This window comes from Pseudoalteromonas spongiae UST010723-006 (assembly GCF_000238255.3).
Taxonomy (GTDB): Bacteria; Pseudomonadota; Gammaproteobacteria; order Enterobacterales; family Alteromonadaceae; genus Pseudoalteromonas; species Pseudoalteromonas spongiae.
Map to the genome: position 1 here is coordinate 2,021,735 of NZ_CP011039.1, position 23,252 is coordinate 2,044,986.

The window sequence follows — 23,252 nt, forward strand, 5'->3', positions numbered from 1 at the left end:
CATCAATGGCAATAACAAAAAAATTTACCCAGTTGCTCGCAAAATGCGAGCAACTTGATGACTACAAACACCTTCTAGAACAGTTCTACCTTTGGCTCGAAGAACAATTTTCACATCAGCCTGTCGAGCGCTTAGTGAAAGCCCGCGCACAGCTAATCGACGCGATTTTAAGCCAGCTTTATGATCACTATCAATTACGCGAACACGGCGATTTAATTGCCATTGGCGGTTATGGCCGCGGCGAACTGCACCCTTTTTCAGATATCGATTTTTTATTGCTGGTCAATAAAGAACCCAACAAAGAAACGCAAGAAACTATCGCTCAATTTGTCACTTTTTTATGGGATCTGCGCCTCGATATCGGTCATAGCGTTCGCACTATCAAACAAACCATAGAACAGAAAAAAAGCGATGTTAACTTTGCTACCAGCTTGCTTGAATCTCGCTTGGTATGTGGTGATCCTGATAATTTTTCTCATTTACAAAAAAAGTTAGTAGAAACGTCAGCGTGGAAATCGGATACCTTTTTTATCGCTAAGCGCGATGAACAGGAAATAAGGCATAAAAAATGTCACGGCACGGCGTATAACCTAGAGCCCAATTTAAAAGAAAACCCGGGCGGATTACGCGACGTACAAACCATTATTTGGGTCGCAAAAAAGCATTTTCGCTCACAAACGCTCGAAGAACTAGTAGAACACGGTTACTTAACGTTTGAAGAGCATCAAGAGTTACTTGAGTGCATTGTTAACCTGTGGAACATTCGCTTTGCACTGCACCTAGCGGCTGGGCGCATGGAAAACCGGTTACTCTTTGATCATCAACCAGTAGCGGCAAAACTGCTCGGGTTTGGCGACGATGGGCGTGCAGCCGTTGAACGTATGATGAAGCGATTATTTCGCATTATGGGGCGTGTGCGTGAACTTAACCAAATGCTGTTATCCTACTTCGAACAAAGCATTTTAACAGGCCATGTAAACTATAAAGTAACCAGTATTGACGCCGATTTTGAACAAATTGGCCATCAAATTCGAGTAAAAGATCCGCAAGTATTTTTTCACCGTGAAAAAATTATTGAGCTGTTTTGGCACATTGCAGATAACCCTCAAATAACCCATATTTACCCAAGTACAATTCGTTTACTGCGCCAGGTAAGACGTCGTTTGTTAGGCGACCTACAAGATTATTCGCTGTGTCGCACTATGCTGCTTAAGCTTATTTCCCATCCTAATGGTATGGGGCGTGCCTTTACGTTAATGCATAAACACGGCATTTTATCGGCGTATTTACCAAATTGGCGTAATATCGTTGGGCAAATGCAGTTCGATTTATTCCATGCCTATACGGTAGATGAACACACCCATCGTTTAATTCAAAATTTGTATCATTATTTCCAGCCAGAGTGCGCCAATACGTTTCCGCTGTGTCGTGAAATTGTGGTACGCATGGAAAAGCCAGAGCTATTATATTTAGCGGGTATTTTCCACGATATTGCCAAAGGCCGAGGTGGTGATCACTCCGAGCTTGGTGCGGTAGATGCCAGAGAGTTTGCCAAATTACACGGCTTAACAACCTTTGAGGGTAAGTTTATTGCATGGCTTGTGGAAAACCATTTGCTTATGTCGGTAACTGCACAGCGCAAAGATATTAACGACCCAGATGTAATTGCTGAATTTGCAGCACGAGTTAAAAATGAAAAGCAACTCGATTACCTTTATTGCTTAACGCTTGCTGATATTCGCGCCACCAACGATAACTTGTGGAATGATTGGAAAAGCACACTGCTGCGCGATCTTTATACCCACACACAACGCGCGCTGCGCCGCGGTCTTGAAAACCCAATGGATTTACGTGACCAAATTCGCGATAAAAAAGCACAAGCAAAACAACGTTTACTTAATTTAGGTTTTGCAGAAGGTCAAATTGATGCATTGTGGCTGCGTTTTAAGCCCGATTATTTCACGCGTTTTTCAACGCAAATGATTGCATGGCAATGCGAGCATATCTTGGCGTCAAAAGATCCTAGTAAAGGATTGGTGCTGCTTTCTGGTCAGCCTATTAATGGCGGTAGCCAAGTATTTGTTTACTGTCCAGACCAAGCCAATTTAGTTGCGCGTTTGGTAGCGGTGTTGGGCGCTAAAAAAGCCAACATATTACACGCGCAAATAATGAATACCAAAGACGGCTATGCGGTTGATAATTTTGTTATTTTAGAACAAAACGGTGAACCGGTAACGAGCCAAAGTCGCGCTAGCTCTATTAAGAAGTCAATTCAGCAAGTTATTGACGAACCAAATAAGAAAGTTCGAGTCAAAAAGAACCGTAAAAAGCGCTTTAAAGGCTTTAATATTAAGCCCCGAGTTATTGTGTCACCACATGGGCGTAAAGACCGTACCCTTGTAGAAATTCAAGTGGTTGACATTCCAGGCTTATTAACCAAAATAACCGATGTATTTTCAAGTTTAGCGTTACATATACACGCCGCGCGCATTACGACCATAGGCGAACGTGCTGAAGATTTTTTTGTGGTATCTAACGCTGACTATAACGCATTAAATGAACAAGAATGTGGCGATTTGAAAAACCGCCTTCTTGAAAAATTCAATTCCGAAAACGATTAAAGGCACACTATGGAACAATTGAAATTAACCATCGAGCAAGCATGGGAAAATCGCGATAATATTTCACCAGCATCAGTTTCTGATGAGGTTTTCAACGCTATTAACGAGTCCCTCGCTTTGTTAGATTCAGGTAAAGCACGTGTGGCTGAAAAAATCTCAGGTGAATGGGTTGTACACCAATGGCTTAAAAAAGCGGTGTTATTATCATTTAGAATTCGTGACAACGCACCAATGAGCGATGGTGTAAACCAGTTTTACGACAAAGTACCGCTTAAATTCACTGACTACACGCCTGAGCAATTTAAGCAAGAAGGCATGCGCGTAGTACCAAACGCGGTGGCTCGTCAGGGCAGCTTCGTAGGCAAAAATGTAGTGTTAATGCCTTCTTATGTGAACATTGGCGCTTACGTTGATGAAGGCACAATGGTTGATACATGGGCAACCGTAGGTTCATGTGCACAAATCGGTAAAAACGTACACTTATCAGGTGGTGTTGGCATTGGTGGTGTACTAGAGCCACTACAAGCAAACCCTACTATTATTGAAGATAACTGCTTTATTGGCGCGCGTTCTGAAATTGTAGAAGGCGTAGTGGTAGAAGAAGGCGCAGTAATTTCAATGGGCGTGTACATTAGCCAAAGCACACGTATTTATGACCGTGAAACAGGCGAAACTCATTATGGCCGCGTACCGGCTGGCGCCGTAGTTGTACCTGGCTCACTACCATCAAAAGACGGCTCACACAGCTTATACGCTGCAATTATCGTGAAAAAAGTTGACCAGCAAACACGTGAAAAAGTAGGTATTAATGCCCTACTTCGCTCAGTAAGCGAATAATGCGTTAAACGCATACTAAAAACACAAAAAAGAGCGCTAATTAGCGCTCTTTTTTTATTGTTTAGAAGCAATTAGTCTTCTAGCAGTGCATCTGTTTTAGCGGCACAAATAAAGTCATTTTTATGAAGACCTTTAATTGAGTGGCTCCACCAAGTTACTGTTACTTTGCCCCACTCAGTTAAGATACCAGGGTGGTGACCTTCATCTTCCGCCATTGCACCTAACTTGTTGGTGAATTCCAATGCGAGTTTAAAGTTCTTGAACTTAAATACACGCTCTAATTGCATAATGCCGTCAACCACAATTGGTGTCCAATCAGGAATTTGCTTAACTAATACGGCTAGCTCTTCATCTGAAACTTTTGGTGCGTCAGCACGACACGCTTCACATTTTTGAGCACTTAATTCAGACATAATAAACCCTTTTCTAACTTGCTTTCTTTTGTTTAGGTGGAAATAGTGGCTCGTGGAGCCCTAGCTCTTTTGCTTTTTCTACAAGCGACATAATATCGAGCTGTGAAATATCAAATAAATCTTCAATTGCATTAATGGTGTAATACAAAGGTTGCATAATGTCGATACGGTACGGCGTGCGTAACACATCGAGTGGTTCAAGCGGCTTGATTTGTGGCACATCTGAATACACATACTGGGTTTCGCCTGGGCTTGATAAAATACCACCGCCATAAATGCGTAGACCATCTTTAGTTTGCATTAAACCAAACTCAACGGTAAACCAATATAAACGCGCTAAATATACGCGGTCTTTTTTCTCAGCAGCTAAGCCAAGCTGACCATATTTATGTGTAAACTCTGCAAATGCGGGATGCGTTAACATAGCGCAGTGACCAAAGATCTCGTGAAAGATATCTGGCTCTTGCAAATAATCAAACTCTTCACGTGAGCGAATAAAGGTCGCTACCGGGAATTTTTTATTTGCCAGCAAACGGAAAAACTCATCAAAATCAATCAATGCAGGAACTGGCGCGCATTCCCAACCGGTCGATTCGCGCAGCACTTTACTCACTTCTTCTAATTGTGGAATACGGTCAAGCGGCAGGTTTAGCTTATCTAAGCCATGCATATACTCATCACACGCTTTATTTTTTATACATTCTAATTGACGTGCGATCAGTTCTGACCAAATTTGATTTTCTTCATCAGACCAATTGATAAACCCATTATCATCTGGCTGTTTAGAAATATAACTACTACTTTTGCCCATAAATTTCATCTCTTAATCAGCAAGTGACGTACTTGCTTAAGCACAACATTCAAACGCAAAACGGTGACATTACACGCTGAATTTAGATGTTCTAGATGTTATGACAAAGTTACTCAAAAGGTAATGACTGCGGCAATTTTGGTACTTACCATAAAGCCACAAAATGTAAACTTAAAATTACATACAAGTAAACATTTAAAACCAACCTTATAGATAAAGAGCTTTAAATCATCAACAATGTAAAAATAACATTACATCACATCACTTTTACAAGGAGGTAAATGTTAACAGAAGCCGTATTTATTTTTTACTAGTTACTTCGAAACAAAAAAAAGAGGCTAAACGCCTCTTCAACTTAGCCAAATAGAGAACATTAAATTTGCGCTAATGCTTGTGCTAAATCGTCAATAATATCGTCAGCTTCTTCAAGGCCAACAGAAATACGCACTAACCCATCTGAGATCCCTGCTGCTAAGCGTTCTTCAGGTGTATAAGGAGAGTGTGTCATCGATGCGGGATGTTGGATCAGCGTTTCAGCATCACCTAAGCTTACTGCTAACGTGCACAATTTAGTTGCGTTAATAAATTGCGCGCCCATTTCAAGTGTGCCTTTTAGCTCAAACGCAATTACACCACCGGCCGCTTTCATTTGCGTGCCAATAAACTTGTTACCGGGATGAGATTTTAGGCCAGGGTAATATACTTGTTCGATTTTTTCGTGCTGTGCTAAAAATTCAGCGACTTTTTGTGCGTTGTTACAGTGTCTTTCCATACGAACGCTGAGTGTTTTCATACCGCGAATAATTAACCACGCATCGTGCGGACTAATGGTTGCACCAATATCTTTTAACACAGTGAGCTTAATGGTTTCGATATGCTCTTTACTACCGCACACTAAACCTGCAACCACATCGCCATGACCATTTAAGTATTTAGTTGCGCTGTGCAGCACAATATCGATTCCAAAGTGCTTTGGTTTTTGCAGTAACGGCGTCATAAAGGTGTTATCGATTACCGAAATTAAATTATGGCGCTTGGCAAAATCACCAATAAACGCTAGATCAATAACCACAAGGTTAGGGTTAATTGGCGTTTCAGCAAAGATCATTTTAGTATTTGGTTTAAGTGCGTTTTCAACTGCGTTATGGTCTTCCATATCAACAAATGTCACTTCAATACCAAACTTAGGTAACATATGAGAAAACAAAGCAAAGGTGCAGCCATACACCGCTTTTGAGGCAATCAAGTGATCACCTTGCGCTAAAAAGCTCAGAACAGATGCTGATACAGCGCCCATGCCTGTAGCCGTGGCAGCGCCATCTTCCATTTCTTCTAATGCCGCGATTTTAAGTTCTAGCTCTCGGGTCGTTGGATTGCCAAGGCGAGAATAAATATAGCCTGCTTCATCGCCCGCAAAACGCGCAGCGCCTTGCGCTGCGTTATCAAAAACAAAGGTAGAAGATTGGTAAATAGGCGTGCTAAGAGGACCATGGGCGTGATCGTGTTGCTTTCCGCCATGGATACATAAACTGTTATCCGAAAGTTGTGATTTCATACTACTTGCTTAAATTGTTGTCATAATTATTAACTACATAATTAATGCACAACTGAAAAAACAACAAGCACGCTAGATTGTTAGACGGCTAAAATTGTATACAAAAGGCTGAAAATGCGTAAAGTTTATTTTCCACTCTGTCCGTTGTCTTTGCTTTTTACACTGTCTATGGCGAGTTTAACGCATGATGTTAACAAGTTTTTCTTATTTGGTAAGCCTGGTAGTGGACGACTTAATTCCATTGCTTTGTAACCGACACGTGCCGTAAAGATACTCACACTCACACCTTGCGCGGCGCGTGCAGATAACTTGCCAGCGAGTTCAGCGCTTAATGCGGTTGTAGCAAAATCGCTGATAAGCTCAGCACTGCCTGCAAACAGCATTTGCTTTAATGTCATACGATACAACTTTATGCGACTGACATACCCTAACGGCAAACCATACACTTGGGTAATATCTTCAATCATTTTTGTGCTACGCCATAGCACCACCGCCATATCGACTAATGCGATAGGCGATATCGCCACCATCACGCCTGAGGTAGAAGCGTATTTTTTAATAATATTCTGTGCTTTTTCATCCTGCTCGACCAAAACGGTATTAGCATACAGCGACATCACCTCTTGATCTGTGTGATGGGCATCGAGCTTCGAGAGCATTTGCGCTAACTTATCATTACTAAGGTGACCGTTGATTTTAGTTAGAAATCTTTCCGCTTCGCCAATTTGCACAGATTGCATTAATCTAGCGGCATCATGCTGCTGAATTTTTGTATTTTTTAATTTTCGTAATAAACGGAATTCACGAAAAGCGACTTTACCAACTAAAGCCAGAGCCGTTGACACCGCCACGCCGTACACGGCGGCTAAAAACGGTGACGTGCTAATCGCCTCAATAATCGTAAAGGTGACTTCAGACAACACTAACGTCACCAGCGATAAAACAAAAATACGCGCCAGCCAGTTGGGCTTAGGAGGCTTTGTTAACGAATCTAATTCAGTTTCAAGTGGCGTTTCAGCCATTTCTAGTTCGCTGTGTGATTGGGCAACAACTTTACCTTGCTGCAATTGCTCACTTTGCTTTAATAATGAATCCAATTGGCTATCGTTTTGCGGCTCGCATTCTTTGATAACTCGGCCTTGCTGCAACTCACTCATAGCACCTTATCTCCAATTAAATACTCTATTACATGGTCTAACCTGACATGCTCAAGCTGATGCTGCGCGTTTAACATCGGGTAAAAGCTTGGAAAGTTAAAGCCATTTTTTGGCCACTGTTCCGGTGAAAGCAAACGCATTGGTGGTTGCGCTGGCAAATACGTTAGCAACTGCTCACTTTCGATTGATTTACCATAAATACAATTAAGTATTTCTCCGCTTTCCTTAACTTGTACCTGCTTGGTTGCTTTCACTGAACTCATCGCCATGGTTTCTACCATGACACCTTGGTAATTCAATTCATTTTGCGCATCAAGCACTAAATTGTTAAGTAATAACGCTAAGTCTTTATGATGCTCAACACTCAAATGGTCAACTTTATTTGCAGCAAACAAAATTTTATCGATCTTGGGTGAAAATAAGCGGCTTAAAAAGTTATTTTTGCCATAGTCAAAATGCTTTAATAGCGACTTAAGTACATCACTTTGCTCTACCAGTGCATCGCGTCCTTTATCTAGCGCACCTAATAAATCAACTAAAATAATTTGCCTGTCAAAGCCGCCAAAAAAGTTACTGTAAAAGGTCTTAACAACGTCTTTTTTATATTGCTCATAACGTGTTTTAAGGGTTGCTAAATAACTGTTTTCAGGAGCGCTTAACAGTGTTTGTTCATCAATCTCAGGGATTGGGAAAAAATGAGTAATTGGTGCGTCTTCCAACTCACCAGGCATAATTAAACGGCCAGGCTGTAACTGCGTTAATTGACACTGATTTTTAAATATCAGCAATAAGTCTCGATATTCATGTGCAAACTGTTTAAGTTGGTCGAAGTCGACTTCTTGGGCCCAATCAAATTGCGATAATTTATTGATAAACGTTTCACTATGAGCTGCTCGCGGCTGCTCTTTAAGCAATGCAAACTGACGGTTATTCCATGCCAAAAACGACTCATCAAGCATAGGTAAATCAAGTAACCATTCGCCAGGATAGTCAAAAACATCGATTGTTAGGGTGCTAACATCGGTTAGATGGGCGCGTAAACCACTATTCGGCTTATATTTAATGTTTAAACGTAAGGTGTTTAATCGGTTGGTTGATGCCGGCCATTTACCCAATTGCAACTGATTTAACGCGTTACCATAGTCAAAGCTAGCAACGCTTAAATCATCTTGGCCTACGAGTTTGCCCGCAATAAAACGCTCTTGCTGTTGTAATGAAAAAAATGGCAGCTTGCTTTTGGGTTGCGTTAAATGATGAATAAACGATGTAATAAAAGCGGTTTTACCACTTTTACTCAGTCCTGTTACGGCAAGTTTTACATGTTGATCTAAACCGCGTTTTACTAGTTTTTGTGCTTTGGCACGCAGTTTTTGTAACTTTTCCGATTGGTTGATAACTTTCTCCTTAACAAACAAAACGGATAAGTTTGCCAATGGTGAGACTTATCCGTTTAGGTACGTTGCCTTATCGCTACAGTTTGTTGATTTCACGGCTTACAGTAAACTCCGGTGAAGTAACATACTTTTCCATCGCTTGTAAGCGGCCATCAATGCGATCAAACTGTTCTTTTAAGTCGTGAAGCGCGCGACGTGGTGGTTCACCTGCTTGCCACACTTTTGACTTAACTTCGATCGGTTTTTCAGTATTAACCGTTTCTGTTTTACTTTGATTAGGTAAAGTTTCTGGCTTTACCTCCAAAATAAACCAGCATGCAATGTAAGCAACAATAAAGAATGGGCCACCGAGCAAGAGTACTGCTGAAATAAAAATAATTCTTACCAGCCATAGCTCCATATTAAAGTAGTCGCTTAACCCTGCACAAACACCAGCTACTTTGCCACGTTTTGGGTCACGATATAATTCGCCTCTACGTCTACTCATACCTTAGCCCTCCACTCAGGCGCCTCCGCATCTAAAATAGACTCTAGCGTTTTCACGCGGTCGGCCATTTTTTCTGCTTTGTTTGCCAGTTCAATTAGCTGACGATGTTCATGTTCACTTAAACCTTGGCTCACTTGCTTTTTGCTGCGGTAATGTAAAATTAGCCATAATGGTGCAACAAAAATCATAAACAAGATTGTTGGAACTGCTATTGCTTCAAACCCACTCATAGTGCCCTCCTGCTCTCCCAAGCTTTAATTATTACTTATCTTTTTTAGCCATGCTTTTCTTAAGAGCTGCTAGTTCATCATCGATTTTCTCTTCATCTTGAAGACTGGCGATTTCATCAGACAATGTTTTCTTACCCATTTCATACGATTCAATTTGCGACTCAAGGCCATCAATTTTGTTCTCGTAATGTTCAAAACGACTTAGTGCATCTTCCACTTTAGATGAATCAAGCGCTTTCTTAACACCTAAACGCGACTCAGCAGAACGTTGACGAAGAATAATTGCTTTTTGACGTGCTTTTGCATCAGCTAGTTTGTCTTGCAATGCTGCAACTTCTTGCTGCAATTTTTCAATGTGCTCTTCAACTTGCGCAAGCTCATGCGCTACTGCGGTTGCCGCTTCGGTTGATTTTTTCTTTTCAACAAGTGCTGAACGCGCTAGATCTTCGCGCTCTTTGCTTAGTGCTAACTCAGCTTTTGCTTGCCAATCAGCAGCTTCCTGCTCAAGTTTTTCAACACGACGTACTAGTTCTTTCTTTTCGGCAATGGTTTTTGCCGAGGTAGAACGCACTTCTACAAGCGTGTCTTCCATTTCTTGAATAATCAGGCGAACCATTTTTTCTGGATCTTCTGCTTTATCTAACAAAGCATTGATATTTGAATTCACAATATCTGCAAAGCGTGAAAAAATTCCCATAATACTTTCCTCAATTTTAAAATTTATGACTGACCGCTTTTACTGTATCAAGATGCTTGCCAACTTTTAAATAAACCTAAAACACTGATTTTAAAATGAAATATTTTGAAATACAAAATACTTTAAACACATCCGGAATTAAAATACACTAGATGTTAGTAAATTTGACTAAGAGTTAGCAAAAATGAGTCGCACTAATCAACAGGACAATCTTTTAGGTCAGTCTAACAGCTTTTTAGAAGTATTAGAGCATGTATCGCAAGTAGCACAGCTTAATAAGCCCGTACTCATAATTGGCGAGCGCGGAACAGGTAAAGAACTGATTGCTGCACGTTTACATTTCCTCTCAAGCCGTTGGGACCAAAATTATGTAAAACTTAATTGTGCGGCACTAAACGAAAACCTGCTAGAAAGTGAATTATTCGGACATGAGTCGGGCGCATTTACCGGCGCAAGCAAACGCCATGAAGGGCGTTTTGAGCGAGCTGATGGTGGCACACTGTTTTTAGATGAATTAGCTAATACCTCAGGCCTTATTCAAGAAAAACTATTACGTGTCATTGAGTATGGTGAGTTTGAGCGTGTTGGCGGTAAATCCACTGTACGCGTTAATACGCGTTTAGTTTGCGCAACCAATGAGGATTTACCCAGTCTTGCTGAGCAAGGCGAGTTTCGCAGCGACTTACTCGACCGCTTGGCTTTTGATGTGATTACACTGCCGCCTTTAAGAGAGCGTAAAGAAGATATTTTGCTACTAGCTGAAAACTTTGCAATTAATATGGCGCGAGATCTTGAATGGGAGTTATTCAGCGGTTTTACACGAAAAGCACAAGAAACGTTACTTGATTACCACTGGCCAGGCAATATTCGTGAACTTAAAAATGCGGTTGAACGAAGTGTTTATCGCGCCGCCAACCCACATGTACCAGTACATGAAATTATACTCGACCCATTTATTAGCCCATTTAGACCAAAACAAAAAGTTAAAACAAACGACCGTGTCAGCGTCGCTCCAATTGAGCCAACTAATGCTGTTGCGCCACCAGTTGTGGAGGAGCCAGTAACCAGCAAGCCAGAATTTAACTTTCCATGTGACTTAAAAACATTATCAAATCAGTACGAAATTGATTTAATTAATGACGCATTGAAGTATTGCCAATATAATCAAAGAAAAACGGCCGATAGCTTAGGGTTAACCTACCATCAGCTGCGAGGCTACTTAAAAAAATACAATTTATTAGATGCCAATGCGCGAACGTTGTAACACAACAACACAAACGGATAAAAAAAGAAGTAACTTGCCAAAATTACTCGAATTACTTCGTACTAACTGCTCAAAGGTGTCGGCTATTTTCGCATGCACCTTGCTTGCTGCGTGCACCTTTGAAGAGCAAAAGACCATTAATGGCTTAGTGTACTGCTCGGAAGCAAACCCGGTGGCATTTAATCCACAGTTGACCACCACAGGGTCAACCATCGACATTATCTCTCATCAACTCTATAACCGTTTGTTATCAATCGACCCAACCAGTGGTGAATTTATACCAGAATTAGCAACCAGTTGGTCATTGCAAGATGGTGGCAAAAAAGTGGTGTTTAATTTGCGCCAAGATGTGGCGTTTCATCAAACCGATTACTTTACACCAAGCCGCTCACTTAACGCAGACGATGTGGTGTTTACATTTACCCGCTTATTTGATGTTTATAACCCTTACCATTTTGTCGGCGGTGGTAATTATCCGTATTTCCAAAGTATTGGTTTAGATCAGTCTTTTCGCTCAGTGACTAAAACAGGCGAGTACCAAGTTACATTTGAGTTGTTTAGCCCAGATAGCAGCTTTTTATCCAACATGGCCACCGATTTTGCCATTGTGCTATCAAAAGAATATGCCGATATGCTAAGTAAAAATGAGTCTTTGGAAGATATCGACCGCTTACCTATAGGCACAGGCCCTTATAAATATAAACGTTTTAAACGAGATGCTTTTGTGCGCTTTTATCGCAATGAAGATTACTGGAAAAGTGATGTGGCGATTGAGCAATTGGTTTTTGATATTACATCAGACTCCAACACCCGCATCGCTAAGGCACTTACTGGCGAGTGTGATATTGCTGCTCACCCAAGTAGCGCACACATCGAAGTTTTAAATAACCGTGAAGACATTGCCGTTGAAAAGCTGGCAAATTTAAATGTGGGCTATTTAGCCTTTAATACGCAAAAAGCACCATTTGATAAAGTTGAAGTACGCCGCGCAATTTCTCACGCCATCGACAAACAGAAAATACTGCAAGCGGTCTATTTTAATAACGCAGATATGGCACAATCTATTTTGCCGCCAGAATCTTGGGCCTACCAAGCCCAACCAAACTACCCTAGCTATAACTTAGAGCTAGCAAAATCATTACTTGAAACCGCAGGTTATAAAGATGGCTTCACCATGGATCTGTGGGCGATGCCTGTAAGCCGTATTTATAATCCTAACGCCCGAAAAATGGCCGAGCTTATTCAAAGCGAATTAAAGCAAATTGGCATAAAAGTGAATATTATTGAGTACGAGTGGAACACGTTCCTTGAGCGATTAACCCTGCATCAACACGATTCGGTTTTAATTGGCTGGGCAGCTGACTCGCCAGAACCCGATAACTTTTTAAACCCAATTTTAAGCTGTGCATCAGTATTTAGCGGTAAGAACCCTTCTAATTGGTGTAACGCTGAGTTTGATTTACTGCTAACAAAAGCCCACGACACAGAAGATATTGAGGCGAGAAAAGAAATTTACTTTGCTGCGCAACAAATGGTTGCTCAGGAATTACCTTTACTGCCAATTGCCCATGGACTGCGCCTTCAAGCTAAATCAACACACATCACAGGTGTTGAAGTACCGCCATTTGGTGGTATTTCGCTCGCTAATGCGAGGAAAGCACAATGATGTTACGTGACTACCTTGCGAGAAGGCTAACGCTATTCTTCTTTATGCTGCTGTTATTAAGCGCATTTACGTTTTCATTGGCGTATTTGTTTCCAGGTGAAGCGATTTCCAATTTAAGTGGTGTGCAAACACCCACACCAATGGAACGCGATGCGCTGAGCCAAAAATATGCCCTAGATAAAAGTTATATTGCGCAGTATGGCAAGTTTATTTCTAATATTTTTCATGGTGATTGGGGTACGTCTTTTTCATCCGGACAGCCGGTTTTTGAGCATATTAAAGAGCTTTTCCCAGCAACGATAGAGCTTGCATTTTATGCCCTTATTGTGTCGATTATTATTGGTGTTCCGGCGGGAATTTTGTCGGCGGCGTATCACAAACGACTACCCGACTACACGATCAATTCATTTGCACTGATAGGTATTTCGACCCCGATATTCTGGCTGGCGCTTATTTTAATCATGGTGTTTTGCTTACAGCTAGGTTGGCTGCCAATGAGTGGCCGTGTCGGCTTACTGTATGAAATTCCTGATACAACTGGGTTTATTTTGATTGATATTGCTCTTAGCGATATCGATTATAAACAACAGGCATTTATTGATGCATTTAAACACTTAACGCTACCAACTTTAGTGCTCGCAACTTATCCAACCAGCGTACTCACGCGCTTTACCAAAGACTCTACGCTCACTGTATTAGATAAACCGTATATTAAAACTGCACGCGCTAAAGGGTTGACTCGATATGAAATTATCACCCGCCATGCGCTGAAAAATGCCCTACTACCAATTATTAAACAAATTGGTTTGCAGTTTAGTACACTGATTACGCTTGCGATGATCACTGAGGTTATTTTCTCATGGCCAGGCGTTGGGCAATGGCTGATTAATAGTATTTATCAGCGCGATTACCCAGCAATTTCAGGTGGCTTGTTAACCGTATCGTTATTTGTGATTATCGCGAATATTGCGGCAGACATTTTACACAACCTATTAGACCCAGTTTCGAGAAATCAAAGTCATGGCAAAGTTTAAGTTATTTACCGAAGACTCAAACAAGTCGCCATTACGCCATTTGTGGCGTAACTTTAAGTCGAATCACCTTGCATTATTGGGCCTTTGGGTGTTTTTGTTTTTAACGGTACTTGCCATGTTTGCGCCGCTTATTGCACCTTATGGTATCAACGAGCAGCATAATAATTCGCTTATTTTACCGCCATCTTGGGATGATCAAGGTAGCGTAAACTTTTTACTTGGAACCGATGGCCTCGGGCGTGATTTGCTTTCACGCTTAATGAACGGTGCCACTATGACCTTTGGTCTTGCCATCATCACGGCATTATTAACAACTCTTTTTGGTGTCATTTTAGGCATTTTAGCAGCACTTACTAAAGGCTGGCGTTCTTCGGTTTTAAATCACCTACTTGATGTAACGCTGGCGATCCCAAGTTTACTGTTGGCAATTATTATTGTGGCAATTCTTGGTCCTGGCTTAATGAACACAGTGTGGGCAATTATTCTGTCACTGTTACCGCAATACATTCACTCAATCCGAAATATTGTTAGCCAAGAAATAAGCAAAGATTATGTGATAGCTCACCGCCTTGACGGTGCGAGTAAATGGCGTATTTTATTAAAAGGTATTTTGCCTAATATCTACGAGCAAATTGTATTAATTTTTACCATGTCGTTATCGACTGCCATACTGGATATCGCAGCACTTGGCTTTTTGCAATTAGGCGCTCAACCGCCTACTGCTGAATGGGGCGCAATTTTGGCAGAAAACTTAAGTTTAATTTATCTTGCCCCATGGACAGTAGCCCTGCCCGGCTTCTTGCTATTTATTACTATTTTATCTACTAACCTAGTTGGTGATGGTTTGCGCCAAGCACTGCAAAAACGTAAGGCCAGCTAAATGCAATTGCTTGATATTCGTAACTTAACGATAGAGTTAGATACCGGCGAAACGGTGATCCGCGCGGTGGACCGCGTTAGCATTAGCTTAAAAGAAGGTGAAGTGCATGCCCTTGTTGGTGAATCTGGCTCGGGCAAAAGTTTAATCGCCAAAGCATTAATGGGCGTATTAAATGCGCGCTGGCGTATCACAGCCGACCGCATGCATTGGCGTGGCATTGATTTAATGCGACTAAGTGGTGAAAAACGTCGCCAGTTAATCGGCAATGAAATCGCGATGATCTACCAAGAACCTAGTAGTTGCCTTGATCCCACAGCGAAAATCTACGATCAGCTGATTGAAAGTATTCCGCGCGATAAAATTAACGGTCATTTTTTTCAAAAGCGCTTATTGTTAAAAAAACGCGCAAAGGCATTACTACACAAAGTCGGCATTAAAGAGCATGAACACGTATTTGACAGCTATCCCCATGAACTTTCTGAAGGTATTTGTCAAAAAGTGATGATTGCAATGGCAATTGCACGCTCACCAAAATTACTGATTGCCGATGAGCCGACAACAGCGCTTGAGAGCACAACACGTGCACAAATTTTTCGTTTGCTACGCAGTTTAAATCAGCTCAAAAGCATGTCTATTTTGATGATCAGTCACGAATTATCTGAGCTAAGTGATTGGACTCATGGCTTACACGTTTTATATTGTGGGCAAATGGTAGAAGCTGGACGTACTAAAACATTATTTACCAAGCCAAAACACCCTTACACACAAGCGTTACTTAAAAGTTTGCCTGAATATAACCAAAGCTTAGCTCATAAAGCACCGCTGTACGCGCTCAAAGGCACAATCCCGACCTTGCAGCACCTTCCTATAGGTTGCCGACTTGGACCACGCTGTCCGCAAGCTCAGCGAGAATGTGTGGCAACACCTCCGGTGTCAGATAGCCATGGTCACACCTATGCCTGTCACTTTCCGCTTAATCAAGACAAGGAAAAGTGCTAATGGAACCTATTCTTAAGGTACAAGCACTGCACAAACACTTTAATGTGCGCGCAGGGCTTTTTAGAAGTAAGCAGTTTAATGCGGTCTCTGATGTATCGTTTTGCTTAGGCAAAGGTGAAACCCTCGCCATCATTGGTGAAACAGGTTCAGGTAAAAGTACATTAGGCAAAATTTTAGCGGGCGCTGAAACCGCAAGCTCAGGACAAATTCTACTAGATGGCCAAATCATTGAAGATGGCGGAAAACGTGTAGAAAACAGTAAAGATATTCGCCTAATTTTCCAAGATCCCATGAAAAGCTTAAACCCAAGTAATACCATTGGTAGCATCTTGGGCGAAATTTTAGTGCTAAATACCGACTTAGATAAACAGCAGCGCAGAGAACGCATTAACCAAACGCTTTTGAACGTAGGTTTACTTGCCGAACACCGCAATTACTACGCGCATATGTTCTCTGGCGGCCAAATTCAGCGTGTCGCGCTTGCTCGGGCAATTATTCTCGACCCTAAAATCTTAGTGTTAGATGAAGCACTGTCCTCACTCGACCCGTCAGTACGGGCGCAAACGGTAAACCTTTTGTTGCGATTACAACGCGAAACAGGGTTAAGCTATATTCTTATCACTAACCACTTAAGCTTAGTAAAGCATATGAGTGACAGCTTGTTACTGCTTCATAAAGGCAAGGTGGTTGAGTATGGCGAAACACATCAAGTCTTTGCCAAGCCACAAACTAAGTTGGCTGAACGCATGCTCGCTAACTAAGCAACGCTCAAAGTAACTAAAGAAGCATTAATTAAAGACATAAAAAAAGCGCCCTTAGGCGCTTTTTTAATTGCGAAACATTATAAGTTTGGCTCTTGCGTTTCAACTGCTGCTGTTTTCACTTCAGCATCGTCTTTTAACGCTTCGATAAAGCTCTCATAGTGTTTATTCATTTGCTGGCGTGCAATGCCATCACGTAGTTGGTCGTTAATTTCTGCCGCTGGCGCGTCATACACTTTATTTAACACAACTAAGCTAACATCACCGTTACCAAGCGTCACTAACTCAGCACTTTGCGCATCACTTGGTGTTGGCATTTTAAATGCTGCTTGAACTACTTCATACGATGGTGCAAACGACTGGCGCGTTACCGCTTCAGTCGCAACCACTTCAGAATTTGCTTGTGTTGCGATTTCGCTAAGTGCAGTACCTGCTTGTAGGCTTGCGAATAGCTCTTGTGCTTTAGATTTTGCAAGTTCGCTCGCTTTTTGGTTCTCAAGTGTTAGCTGAATACCCGCAGTTACTTCTTCAAGTGGTTTTACCGCTGCCGCTTTATGCTCTTTTGCACGAATAAACACAATGTGTTCATCAGCAATTTCAATCAGCTCAGAGTTAACACCATCTTCTAAAATCTCTACCGAAAATGCTGTATTTAACACATTAGGGTTGTTAAGTGGCGCTGGTGCGTTATTACGAGAGAATAACTCAGTGCTCTTAACTTCAACACCTGCAACTTCTGCTGCATCTGCTAAGCTATCTGCAACTTCAAATGCAAGATCTGCAACACGTGTTTGTACTTCATAAAATTGATTTAAACGTTTATCAAGTTCTAACTGCGCTTTGATATCTGCAGATACTTCAGCAAGTTCTTTTACTTGCTCTGGCTCGTAATCTGTTAGTTTAATGATGTGGTAACCGAATTCTGTTTTTACGATTTCAGAAATATCGCCTACGCTTTCAAGCGCGAACGCTGCTGTTTCAAACTCAGGGTCCATCATATCGCGGTCGATCCAATCAAGATCACCACCTAGCTCTGCACTAACTAAATCATCTGACTTTTCTTCAGCTAGCTTTGCAAAATCAGCACCGTTTTGTAACTCAGCTAAAATTTCTTCCGCTTTTGCTTGAGCAGCTGCATCGTCTTCTAAGTTCTCAACAAGAATATGTGCCACACGACGACGCTCAGGCTCCATGTATAGTGCCTTGTTTTCTTCGTAATTAGCTGCTACTTCAGCGTCTGTTACCGCCTCTTCAAGTGGTAGCTCTGAACCTTTTAACTCAATGTACTCTAATGCCACCATTTCAGGAGCCATAAACTGGTTTTGATTAAGCTGATAGTATTCTTTAATTTCGTCTTCTGAAACCGCTACGTCTGATTTGAAGTTTGCAGCGCTTAACGTCACAGTTTCAATATCACGTAATTGGTTTTGTAGTTTTACCGCGCTCTCAAGCTCATTATCTAACGTGAAGTCAGTTGCAATTAACGCTGTCGCTAATTGGTTTAGCGTCATTTCTTTACGTAAGTAATCACGGAAACCATCTGGCTGATAGTTCATTTGGCGAATTACTTGAAGGTAGCGATCATTATTAAACTGACCAGCAACTTGAAATGCTGGAATATTGCGGATTTCTTTTTTGATTGCTTCGTCGCTTACACGCAGGCCTAGTTCTTGTGCAAGTTGCATTTGTAGTTCTTGTTGTACTAGGCGTTGCATTACGTTTTCACGCATACGTGCAACATATGCAGGGTCTGACGCGATTTGTGAAAAATATTCACCAAATTGCTGCTCTAGACGACTGCGTTCATTCTCGTAAGCACGAGCAAAGCTCATCTGGCTAATTTCCTTGCCATTGACAGTTGCAACAGGCGTTTCCGTAGGTTGACCTAAATAACTACCAATACCGGCAAGAGCAAATGATAAAATCACTAAGGTTAAAATGACTTTTGCCGTAGCACCTTGTGAGCCTTCTCTAATTCTCTCTAGCATTGTTTTTCTCTTTTATTCTGTTTCAGTGTCAATTTCAGACTGAAATTACAGGACGCTATATATGTAAAAAGCGCATCTTAGCAGATGCGCCTTTTTACTTGAAGATTAAAATTGCTGTTTCAAAGGTTATTTTGAAATTGGCAAGTTTAGCCTTCTACAGTCAATTAGTTTACTGCGTCTTTTAGCGCTTTACCCGCTTTAAAAGATGGAATATTTGCAGCAGCAATCTCAATTGATTCACCAGTTTGTGGGTTACGACCTGTACGAGCAGCACGCTCACGTACTGAGAAAGTACCAAAACCTACTAATGCAACAGAATCACCGTCTTTTAGTGCACCTGTTACTGATTCGATAAATGAATCTAACGCACGGCCTGCCGCTGCTTTAGAAATATCTGCATCTGTTGCGATTTGATCAACTAGTTGAGACTTGTTCACTATATCATCCCCTTCCATTGTTATTATTTAATCGTGGTATAAGACCACACAAAGGCTAAGTTAATGCACCAAAATAATGCGTTAAATTAACAATAAAAATTCGCGCTAATCACCGTATTTAAAGGGCTAGCAAAATTACAGTGCCTAAATTAGCACAGACATTTTATTTGAAAAGCCCTTTTCGACGGTTTTTGATGAATTTTTTTAATTTTTTGCCGTTTCGATTGAAAAACTAGCAATTGGCTCGGCTAAAGCGAGTTCAAGTACCTCTTCAATTCGCTTAACAGGGTGGATAGAAAGCCCTTCCATTACGTTTTCTGGGATCTCTTTTAAGTCGCGCTCATTCTCTTTTGGAATAATCACGGTCTTAATGCCACCACGGTGTGCCGCCAACAGCTTTTCTTTTAAGCCGCCAATTGGCAATACTTCACCGCGTAAGGTGATTTCACCTGTCATCGCCACTTCTGAGCGCACTGGATTGCCCGTTAAGCTCGATACAAGTCCTGTCACCATTGCAATACCCGCACTTGGGCCATCTTTTGGTGTCGCACCTTCTGGTACGTGAACGTGAATATCGCGTTTTTCGTAGAAATCTTCATTAATGCGCAGCGCTTCTGCACGGCTACGTACTACTGTCATTGCCGCTTGAATCGACTCTTGCATTACATCGCCAAGTGAACCTGTGTAGTTAAGCTTACCTTTACCCGCCATTGACGCACATTCGATAGTCAGCAAATCACCGCCTACTTCAGTCCACGCGAGACCGGTTACCTGGCCAACTTTATTGCTATCTTCCGCTTTGCCGTAATCATGACGCTTAACGCCGAGATAGTCTTCAAGGTTGTCTTCATTGATTACGACTTGTTTCAGCGACTTATCAAGTAAGATGCTCTTAACTGCCTTACGACACAGCTTTGAAATTTCGCGCTCTAAGCTACGCACACCCGCTTCACGGGTGTAGTAACGAATAATGCCGATAATTGCGCTATCTTCAATTGATATTTCAGACTCTTTTAATCCATTGCGCTTTATTTGCTTTGGAATTAAATGACGAATCGAGATATTCAGCTTTTCATCTTCGGTGTAACCAGAAAGACGAATAACTTCCATACGATCCAGTAGTGGACCTGGAATATTGAAGCTGTTTGACGTTGCCACAAACATAACATCGCTTAAATCGTAGTCAACTTCTAAGTAATGGTCGTTAAAGCTCGTATTTTGTTCAGGATCAAGTACTTCTAATAATGCTGATGACGGATCACCACGCATATCAGATGACATCTTATCAATTTCATCTAATAGGAATAACGGGTTTTTAACGCCTACTTTCGACATATTCTGTACGATTTTACCCGGCATAGAGCCAATATAAGTACGGCGGTGACCGCGAATTTCAGCTTCGTCACGCACGCCACCGAGTGCCATACGCACGTACTTACGGCCTGTTGAGCGAGCAATTGATTGGCCTAGTGACGTTTTACCAACACCAGGAGGACCTACTAGACATAAAATTGGGCCTTTTAGCTTATTGGTGCGGTGTTGAACTGCAAGATACTCAATAATGCGTTCTTTCACTTTATCAAGGCCATAGTGATCGGCATCTAAAATCTCTTCTGCTTTTGCAAGATCTTTTTTCACCTTAGAGCGTTTTTTCCAAGGTACACCGATCATAGTATCGATATAAGTGCGTACCACTGTCGCCTCAGCAGACATTGGTGACATCATCTTCAGCTTATTTAGCTCAGACTTGGTCTTTTCTTCTGCTTCTGCCGGCATTGCCGCTTCTTCAATTTTTTTGGTTAAGCCTTCAAACTCATCAGGTACATCATCCATGTCACCTAATTCTTTTTGAATCGCTTTCATCTGCTCATTGAGGTAATACTCACGCTGGCTTTTTTCCATTTGCTTTTTAACGCGTGAACGAATCTTCTTCTCAACTTGCAATAAGTCAATTTCGCCTTCCATCAACGCCATTAAAAACTCTAAACGCTCTTTTACATCTGCATATTCGAGCGCTTTTTGCTTTTCAGAAACTTTAAGCGGCATATGTGCAGCCATGGTATCAGCTAGGCGCGCTGTTTCTTCAATGCCTTGCACTGAGCTCAATACTTCTGGCGCAATCTTTTTGTTTAGCTTAACGTAGCCTTCAAACTGGCTTACAGCGCTGCGCATAAATACATCTTGCTCAGCTTCTGGGATTTCAGTTGATTCTAAAAACTCAGCTGTCGCAACAAAAAACTCATCAGTGCTTACAAATTCTTTTACTACAGCACGTTGCGTACCTTCAACAAGTACTTTTACTGTACCGTCCGGCAGTTTTAATAACTGTAAAATAGTGGCAACTGTGCCTACTTCATAAATATCTGACGCTTCTGGCTCATCAATATTTGAGTCTTTTTGTGCAACAAGCAACACTTGCTTATCGTTATCCATTGCGGCTTCTAAGCATTTTATTGACTTTTCACGGCCAACAAAGAGCGGAATAACCATGTGTGGATACACAACTACATCGCGTAGTGCGAGAACTGGAATTTCAATCGTATCGGTACGTTCAAGGGTCATACTTGTTCCTTGCGTAAAACTGGTAACTTTAGCTTTTTTAAACTGTATTCAGTTTAGTCAGCAAATTATAAATTTTTAGATTATTTGTGAATATGGGGATAGTTAATCAAGAGATCAATGCTTTTATAAAAAAAGGAGCCATTTGGCCCCTTTTTCGTTCAATAATCAAACAACTATTCTGATACTGCTTTATCAGGCGTTGCATTCTCGTAAATCAGAATTGGGTCTGACTCACCCTTGATTACTGTTTCATCGATTACGACTTTTGATACTTCATCCATTGATGGTAACTCGTACATAGTATCAAGCAGTACACCTTCAACAATTGAACGTAGGCCACGTGCACCTGTTTTGCGCTCCATTGCTTTATGCGCAATCGCTTTAAGTGCATCTTCGCGGAATTCTAGCTCAACGTTTTCCATTTCAAACAATGAACCATATTGCTTGGTTAATGCGTTTTTCGGCTCACTTAAGATTTGCACAAGTGCAGCCTCGTCAAGCTCGCCTAATGTTGCAACAACAGGTAGACGACCAATGAACTCAGGAATAAGACCATATTTAACCAAGTCTTCTGGTTCAACGTCTTGGAACGCTTCCGTAAGTGAACGTTTTGAGTCGCTTGATTTTACATCGACACCAAAGCCAATACCGGTATTTTTGCTTCCACGCGCTTCAATCACTTTATCTAGGCCTGCAAATGCGCCGCCACAGATAAATAAGATTTTAGAAGTATCTACTTGTAGAAACTCTTGCTGTGGATGCTTACGGCCACCTTGTGGTGGAACTGACGCAACCGTACCTTCAATTAGCTTAAGTAATGCTTGCTGCACACCTTCACCCGATACATCACGGGTAATCGATGGGTTGTCTGCTTTACGTGAAATTTTGTCAATTTCATCAATATAAACAATACCACGCTGCGCTTTTTCAACATCGTAATCGCATTTCTGTAGCAGCTTTTGAATGATGTTTTCGACATCTTCACCCACGTAACCTGCTTCAGTTAACGTAGTTGCATCTGCCATCGTAAATGGTACATCAAGTAGCTTAGCCATGGTTTCAGCAAGCAATGTTTTACCACTACCTGTTGGACCGATAAGCAAAATATTACTTTTACCTAGCTCTACAGGGTTTTTGCCAGTTAAATGACGTAAACGTTTGTAGTGATTGTATACTGCAACCGAAAGTACTTTCTTCGCATGCTCTTGACCAATTACATAGTCATCTAAGTTACTGCGAATTTCTTTTGGTGTTGGTAAGCGATCTTGGCTAGCTTGTGCTGGCGCAATATCTTTTATTTCTTCACGAATAATGTCATTACACAGTTCAACACACTCATCACAGATATACACTGATGGCCCTGCGATAAGTTTACGAACTTCGTGCTGGCTTTTACCACAAAATGAGCAGTAGAGTAATTTTCCGCTCTTATCGCCGTCACTCCGATTTTCAGACATTA

The 23,252-nt window shown here is 41.5% G+C and carries 20 protein-coding genes; 8 read left to right on the top strand and 12 right to left on the bottom strand.

Annotated features, from left to right (window positions below; all coding sequences use genetic code 11):
* Positions 1-5 precede the first annotated feature (5 nt).
* Positions 6-2,621, top strand: coding sequence for a [protein-PII] uridylyltransferase (glnD, locus tag PSPO_RS09435; RefSeq protein WP_010559690.1), 2,616 nt, complete (start codon positions 6-8; stop codon positions 2,619-2,621).
* A 9-nt stretch (positions 2,622-2,630) separates the two neighbouring features.
* Entirely contained in the window at positions 2,631-3,458 is an 828-nt protein-coding gene (dapD, locus tag PSPO_RS09440; RefSeq protein ID WP_010559689.1) for a 2,3,4,5-tetrahydropyridine-2,6-dicarboxylate N-succinyltransferase, read from the top strand.
* A gap of 71 nt (positions 3,459-3,529) precedes the next feature.
* Here the strand turns inward: dapD and PSPO_RS09445 are convergent, their stop codons facing one another.
* The 8 genes from PSPO_RS09445 to pspA form a co-directional block, all read right to left on the bottom strand.
* Positions 3,530-3,871 (bottom strand): 4a-hydroxytetrahydrobiopterin dehydratase, encoded by a 342-nt coding sequence (locus PSPO_RS09445; RefSeq protein ID WP_010559688.1) that lies wholly within the window; start codon positions 3,869-3,871, stop codon positions 3,530-3,532.
* A gap of 13 nt (positions 3,872-3,884) precedes the next feature.
* Entirely contained in the window at positions 3,885-4,682 is a 798-nt protein-coding gene (gene phhA / locus PSPO_RS09450) for a phenylalanine 4-monooxygenase (protein ID WP_010559687.1), read from the bottom strand.
* A 373-nt stretch (positions 4,683-5,055) separates the two neighbouring features.
* A complete protein-coding gene (locus PSPO_RS09455) occupies positions 5,056-6,237 on the bottom strand; it encodes a trans-sulfuration enzyme family protein (RefSeq protein ID WP_010559686.1) in 1,182 nt (393 codons plus the stop codon).
* A gap of 125 nt (positions 6,238-6,362) precedes the next feature.
* The gene (locus tag PSPO_RS09460) at positions 6,363-7,394 is read right to left on the bottom strand and encodes a TIGR01620 family protein (protein ID WP_010559685.1); all 1,032 of its coding nucleotides are present in this window, start codon (positions 7,392-7,394) and stop codon (positions 6,363-6,365) included.
* Positions 7,391-8,827: a YcjX family GTP-binding protein gene (locus tag PSPO_RS09465; protein ID WP_010559684.1), complete on the bottom strand. Its 1,437-nt coding sequence runs from the start codon at positions 8,825-8,827 to the stop codon at positions 7,391-7,393. Before PSPO_RS09465 ends, PSPO_RS09460 begins: the two co-directional genes overlap by 4 nt.
* 37 nt (positions 8,828-8,864) lie before the next feature.
* Positions 8,865-9,275: an envelope stress response membrane protein PspC gene (pspC, locus tag PSPO_RS09470; RefSeq protein ID WP_010559683.1), complete on the bottom strand. Its 411-nt coding sequence runs from the start codon at positions 9,273-9,275 to the stop codon at positions 8,865-8,867.
* Positions 9,272-9,505, bottom strand: a complete 234-nt coding sequence (pspB, locus tag PSPO_RS09475; RefSeq protein WP_010559682.1) for an envelope stress response membrane protein PspB — start codon at positions 9,503-9,505, stop codon at positions 9,272-9,274. Before pspB ends, pspC begins: the two co-directional genes overlap by 4 nt.
* Positions 9,506-9,536: 31 nt before the next feature.
* Positions 9,537-10,202 (bottom strand): phage shock protein PspA, encoded by a 666-nt coding sequence (pspA, locus tag PSPO_RS09480; protein WP_010559681.1) that lies wholly within the window; start codon positions 10,200-10,202, stop codon positions 9,537-9,539.
* Between the two features lie 184 nt (positions 10,203-10,386).
* Here pspA and pspF point away from each other — a divergent pair, with 184 nt between their 5' ends.
* From pspF to PSPO_RS09510, 6 genes are read left to right on the top strand one after another with little or no spacing between them, the layout of a single operon-like run.
* Positions 10,387-11,466, top strand: a complete 1,080-nt coding sequence (gene pspF, locus PSPO_RS09485; RefSeq protein ID WP_010559680.1) for a phage shock protein operon transcriptional activator — start codon at positions 10,387-10,389, stop codon at positions 11,464-11,466.
* Entirely contained in the window at positions 11,450-13,132 is a 1,683-nt protein-coding gene (locus tag PSPO_RS09490; RefSeq protein ID WP_010559679.1) for an ABC transporter substrate-binding protein, read from the top strand. Before pspF ends, PSPO_RS09490 begins: the two co-directional genes overlap by 17 nt.
* Entirely contained in the window at positions 13,132-14,166 is a 1,035-nt protein-coding gene (locus tag PSPO_RS09495; RefSeq protein WP_040641959.1) for an ABC transporter permease, read from the top strand. The genes PSPO_RS09490 and PSPO_RS09495 overlap by 1 nt, the downstream gene beginning before the upstream one ends.
* A complete protein-coding gene (locus tag PSPO_RS09500) occupies positions 14,153-15,046 on the top strand; it encodes an ABC transporter permease subunit (protein WP_010559677.1) in 894 nt (297 codons plus the stop codon). Before PSPO_RS09495 ends, PSPO_RS09500 begins: the two co-directional genes overlap by 14 nt.
* Positions 15,047-16,045 (top strand): peptide ABC transporter ATP-binding protein, encoded by a 999-nt coding sequence (locus tag PSPO_RS09505; protein WP_010559676.1) that lies wholly within the window; start codon positions 15,047-15,049, stop codon positions 16,043-16,045. It abuts the gene before it with no gap.
* Positions 16,045-16,806: an ATP-binding cassette domain-containing protein gene (locus tag PSPO_RS09510; RefSeq protein ID WP_010559675.1), complete on the top strand. Its 762-nt coding sequence runs from the start codon at positions 16,045-16,047 to the stop codon at positions 16,804-16,806. Before PSPO_RS09505 ends, PSPO_RS09510 begins: the two co-directional genes overlap by 1 nt.
* 80 nt (positions 16,807-16,886) lie before the next feature.
* On the opposite strand, the gene PSPO_RS09515 is transcribed toward PSPO_RS09510, so the two are convergent.
* The 4 genes from PSPO_RS09515 to clpX form a co-directional block, all read right to left on the bottom strand.
* Complete coding sequence (locus PSPO_RS09515; RefSeq protein WP_010559674.1) at positions 16,887-18,794, bottom strand: SurA N-terminal domain-containing protein; 1,908 nt, start codon at positions 18,792-18,794, stop codon at positions 16,887-16,889.
* Between the two features lie 164 nt (positions 18,795-18,958).
* Entirely contained in the window at positions 18,959-19,231 is a 273-nt protein-coding gene (gene hupB, locus PSPO_RS09520) for a nucleoid-associated protein HU-beta (RefSeq protein ID WP_010559673.1), read from the bottom strand.
* 204 nt (positions 19,232-19,435) lie between these two features.
* Positions 19,436-21,793, bottom strand: a complete 2,358-nt coding sequence (gene lon, locus PSPO_RS09525; protein ID WP_010559672.1) for an endopeptidase La — start codon at positions 21,791-21,793, stop codon at positions 19,436-19,438.
* 173 nt (positions 21,794-21,966) lie between these two features.
* Complete coding sequence (gene clpX, locus PSPO_RS09530; protein ID WP_010559671.1) at positions 21,967-23,250, bottom strand: ATP-dependent protease ATP-binding subunit ClpX; 1,284 nt, start codon at positions 23,248-23,250, stop codon at positions 21,967-21,969.
* Between the last annotated feature and the right edge of the window lie 2 nt (positions 23,251-23,252).

Bases quoted from the DNA above. Each gene is read 5' to 3' on its own strand.
- dapD (WP_010559689.1), top strand. From the start codon at position 2,631: ATGGAACAATTGAAATTAACCATCGAGCAAGCATGGGAAAATCGCGAT.
- PSPO_RS09455 (WP_010559686.1), bottom strand. From the start codon at position 6,237: ATGAAATCACAACTTTCGGATAACAGTTTATGTATCCATGGCGGAAAG.
- PSPO_RS09490 (WP_010559679.1), top strand. From the start codon at position 11,450: ATGCGCGAACGTTGTAACACAACAACACAAACGGATAAAAAAAGAAGT.
- PSPO_RS09515 (WP_010559674.1), bottom strand. From the start codon at position 18,794: ATGCTAGAGAGAATTAGAGAAGGCTCACAAGGTGCTACGGCAAAAGTC.
- lon (WP_010559672.1), bottom strand. From the start codon at position 21,793: ATGACCCTTGAACGTACCGATACGATTGAAATTCCAGTTCTCGCACTA.
- pspB (WP_010559682.1), bottom strand. From the start codon at position 9,505: ATGAGTGGGTTTGAAGCAATAGCAGTTCCAACAATCTTGTTTATGATT.
- PSPO_RS09500 (WP_010559677.1), top strand. From the start codon at position 14,153: ATGGCAAAGTTTAAGTTATTTACCGAAGACTCAAACAAGTCGCCATTA.
- PSPO_RS09510 (WP_010559675.1), top strand. From the start codon at position 16,045: ATGGAACCTATTCTTAAGGTACAAGCACTGCACAAACACTTTAATGTG.
- clpX (WP_010559671.1), bottom strand. From the start codon at position 23,250: ATGTCTGAAAATCGGAGTGACGGCGATAAGAGCGGAAAATTACTCTAC.
- pspF (WP_010559680.1), top strand. From the start codon at position 10,387: ATGAGTCGCACTAATCAACAGGACAATCTTTTAGGTCAGTCTAACAGC.
- phhA (WP_010559687.1), bottom strand. From the start codon at position 4,682: ATGGGCAAAAGTAGTAGTTATATTTCTAAACAGCCAGATGATAATGGG.
- pspC (WP_010559683.1), bottom strand. From the start codon at position 9,275: ATGAGTAGACGTAGAGGCGAATTATATCGTGACCCAAAACGTGGCAAA.
- PSPO_RS09445 (WP_010559688.1), bottom strand. From the start codon at position 3,871: ATGTCTGAATTAAGTGCTCAAAAATGTGAAGCGTGTCGTGCTGACGCA.
- pspA (WP_010559681.1), bottom strand. From the start codon at position 10,202: ATGGGAATTTTTTCACGCTTTGCAGATATTGTGAATTCAAATATCAAT.
- PSPO_RS09460 (WP_010559685.1), bottom strand. From the start codon at position 7,394: ATGAGTGAGTTGCAGCAAGGCCGAGTTATCAAAGAATGCGAGCCGCAA.
- PSPO_RS09495 (WP_040641959.1), top strand. From the start codon at position 13,132: ATGTTACGTGACTACCTTGCGAGAAGGCTAACGCTATTCTTCTTTATG.
- glnD (WP_010559690.1), top strand. From the start codon at position 6: ATGGCAATAACAAAAAAATTTACCCAGTTGCTCGCAAAATGCGAGCAA.
- PSPO_RS09505 (WP_010559676.1), top strand. From the start codon at position 15,047: ATGCAATTGCTTGATATTCGTAACTTAACGATAGAGTTAGATACCGGC.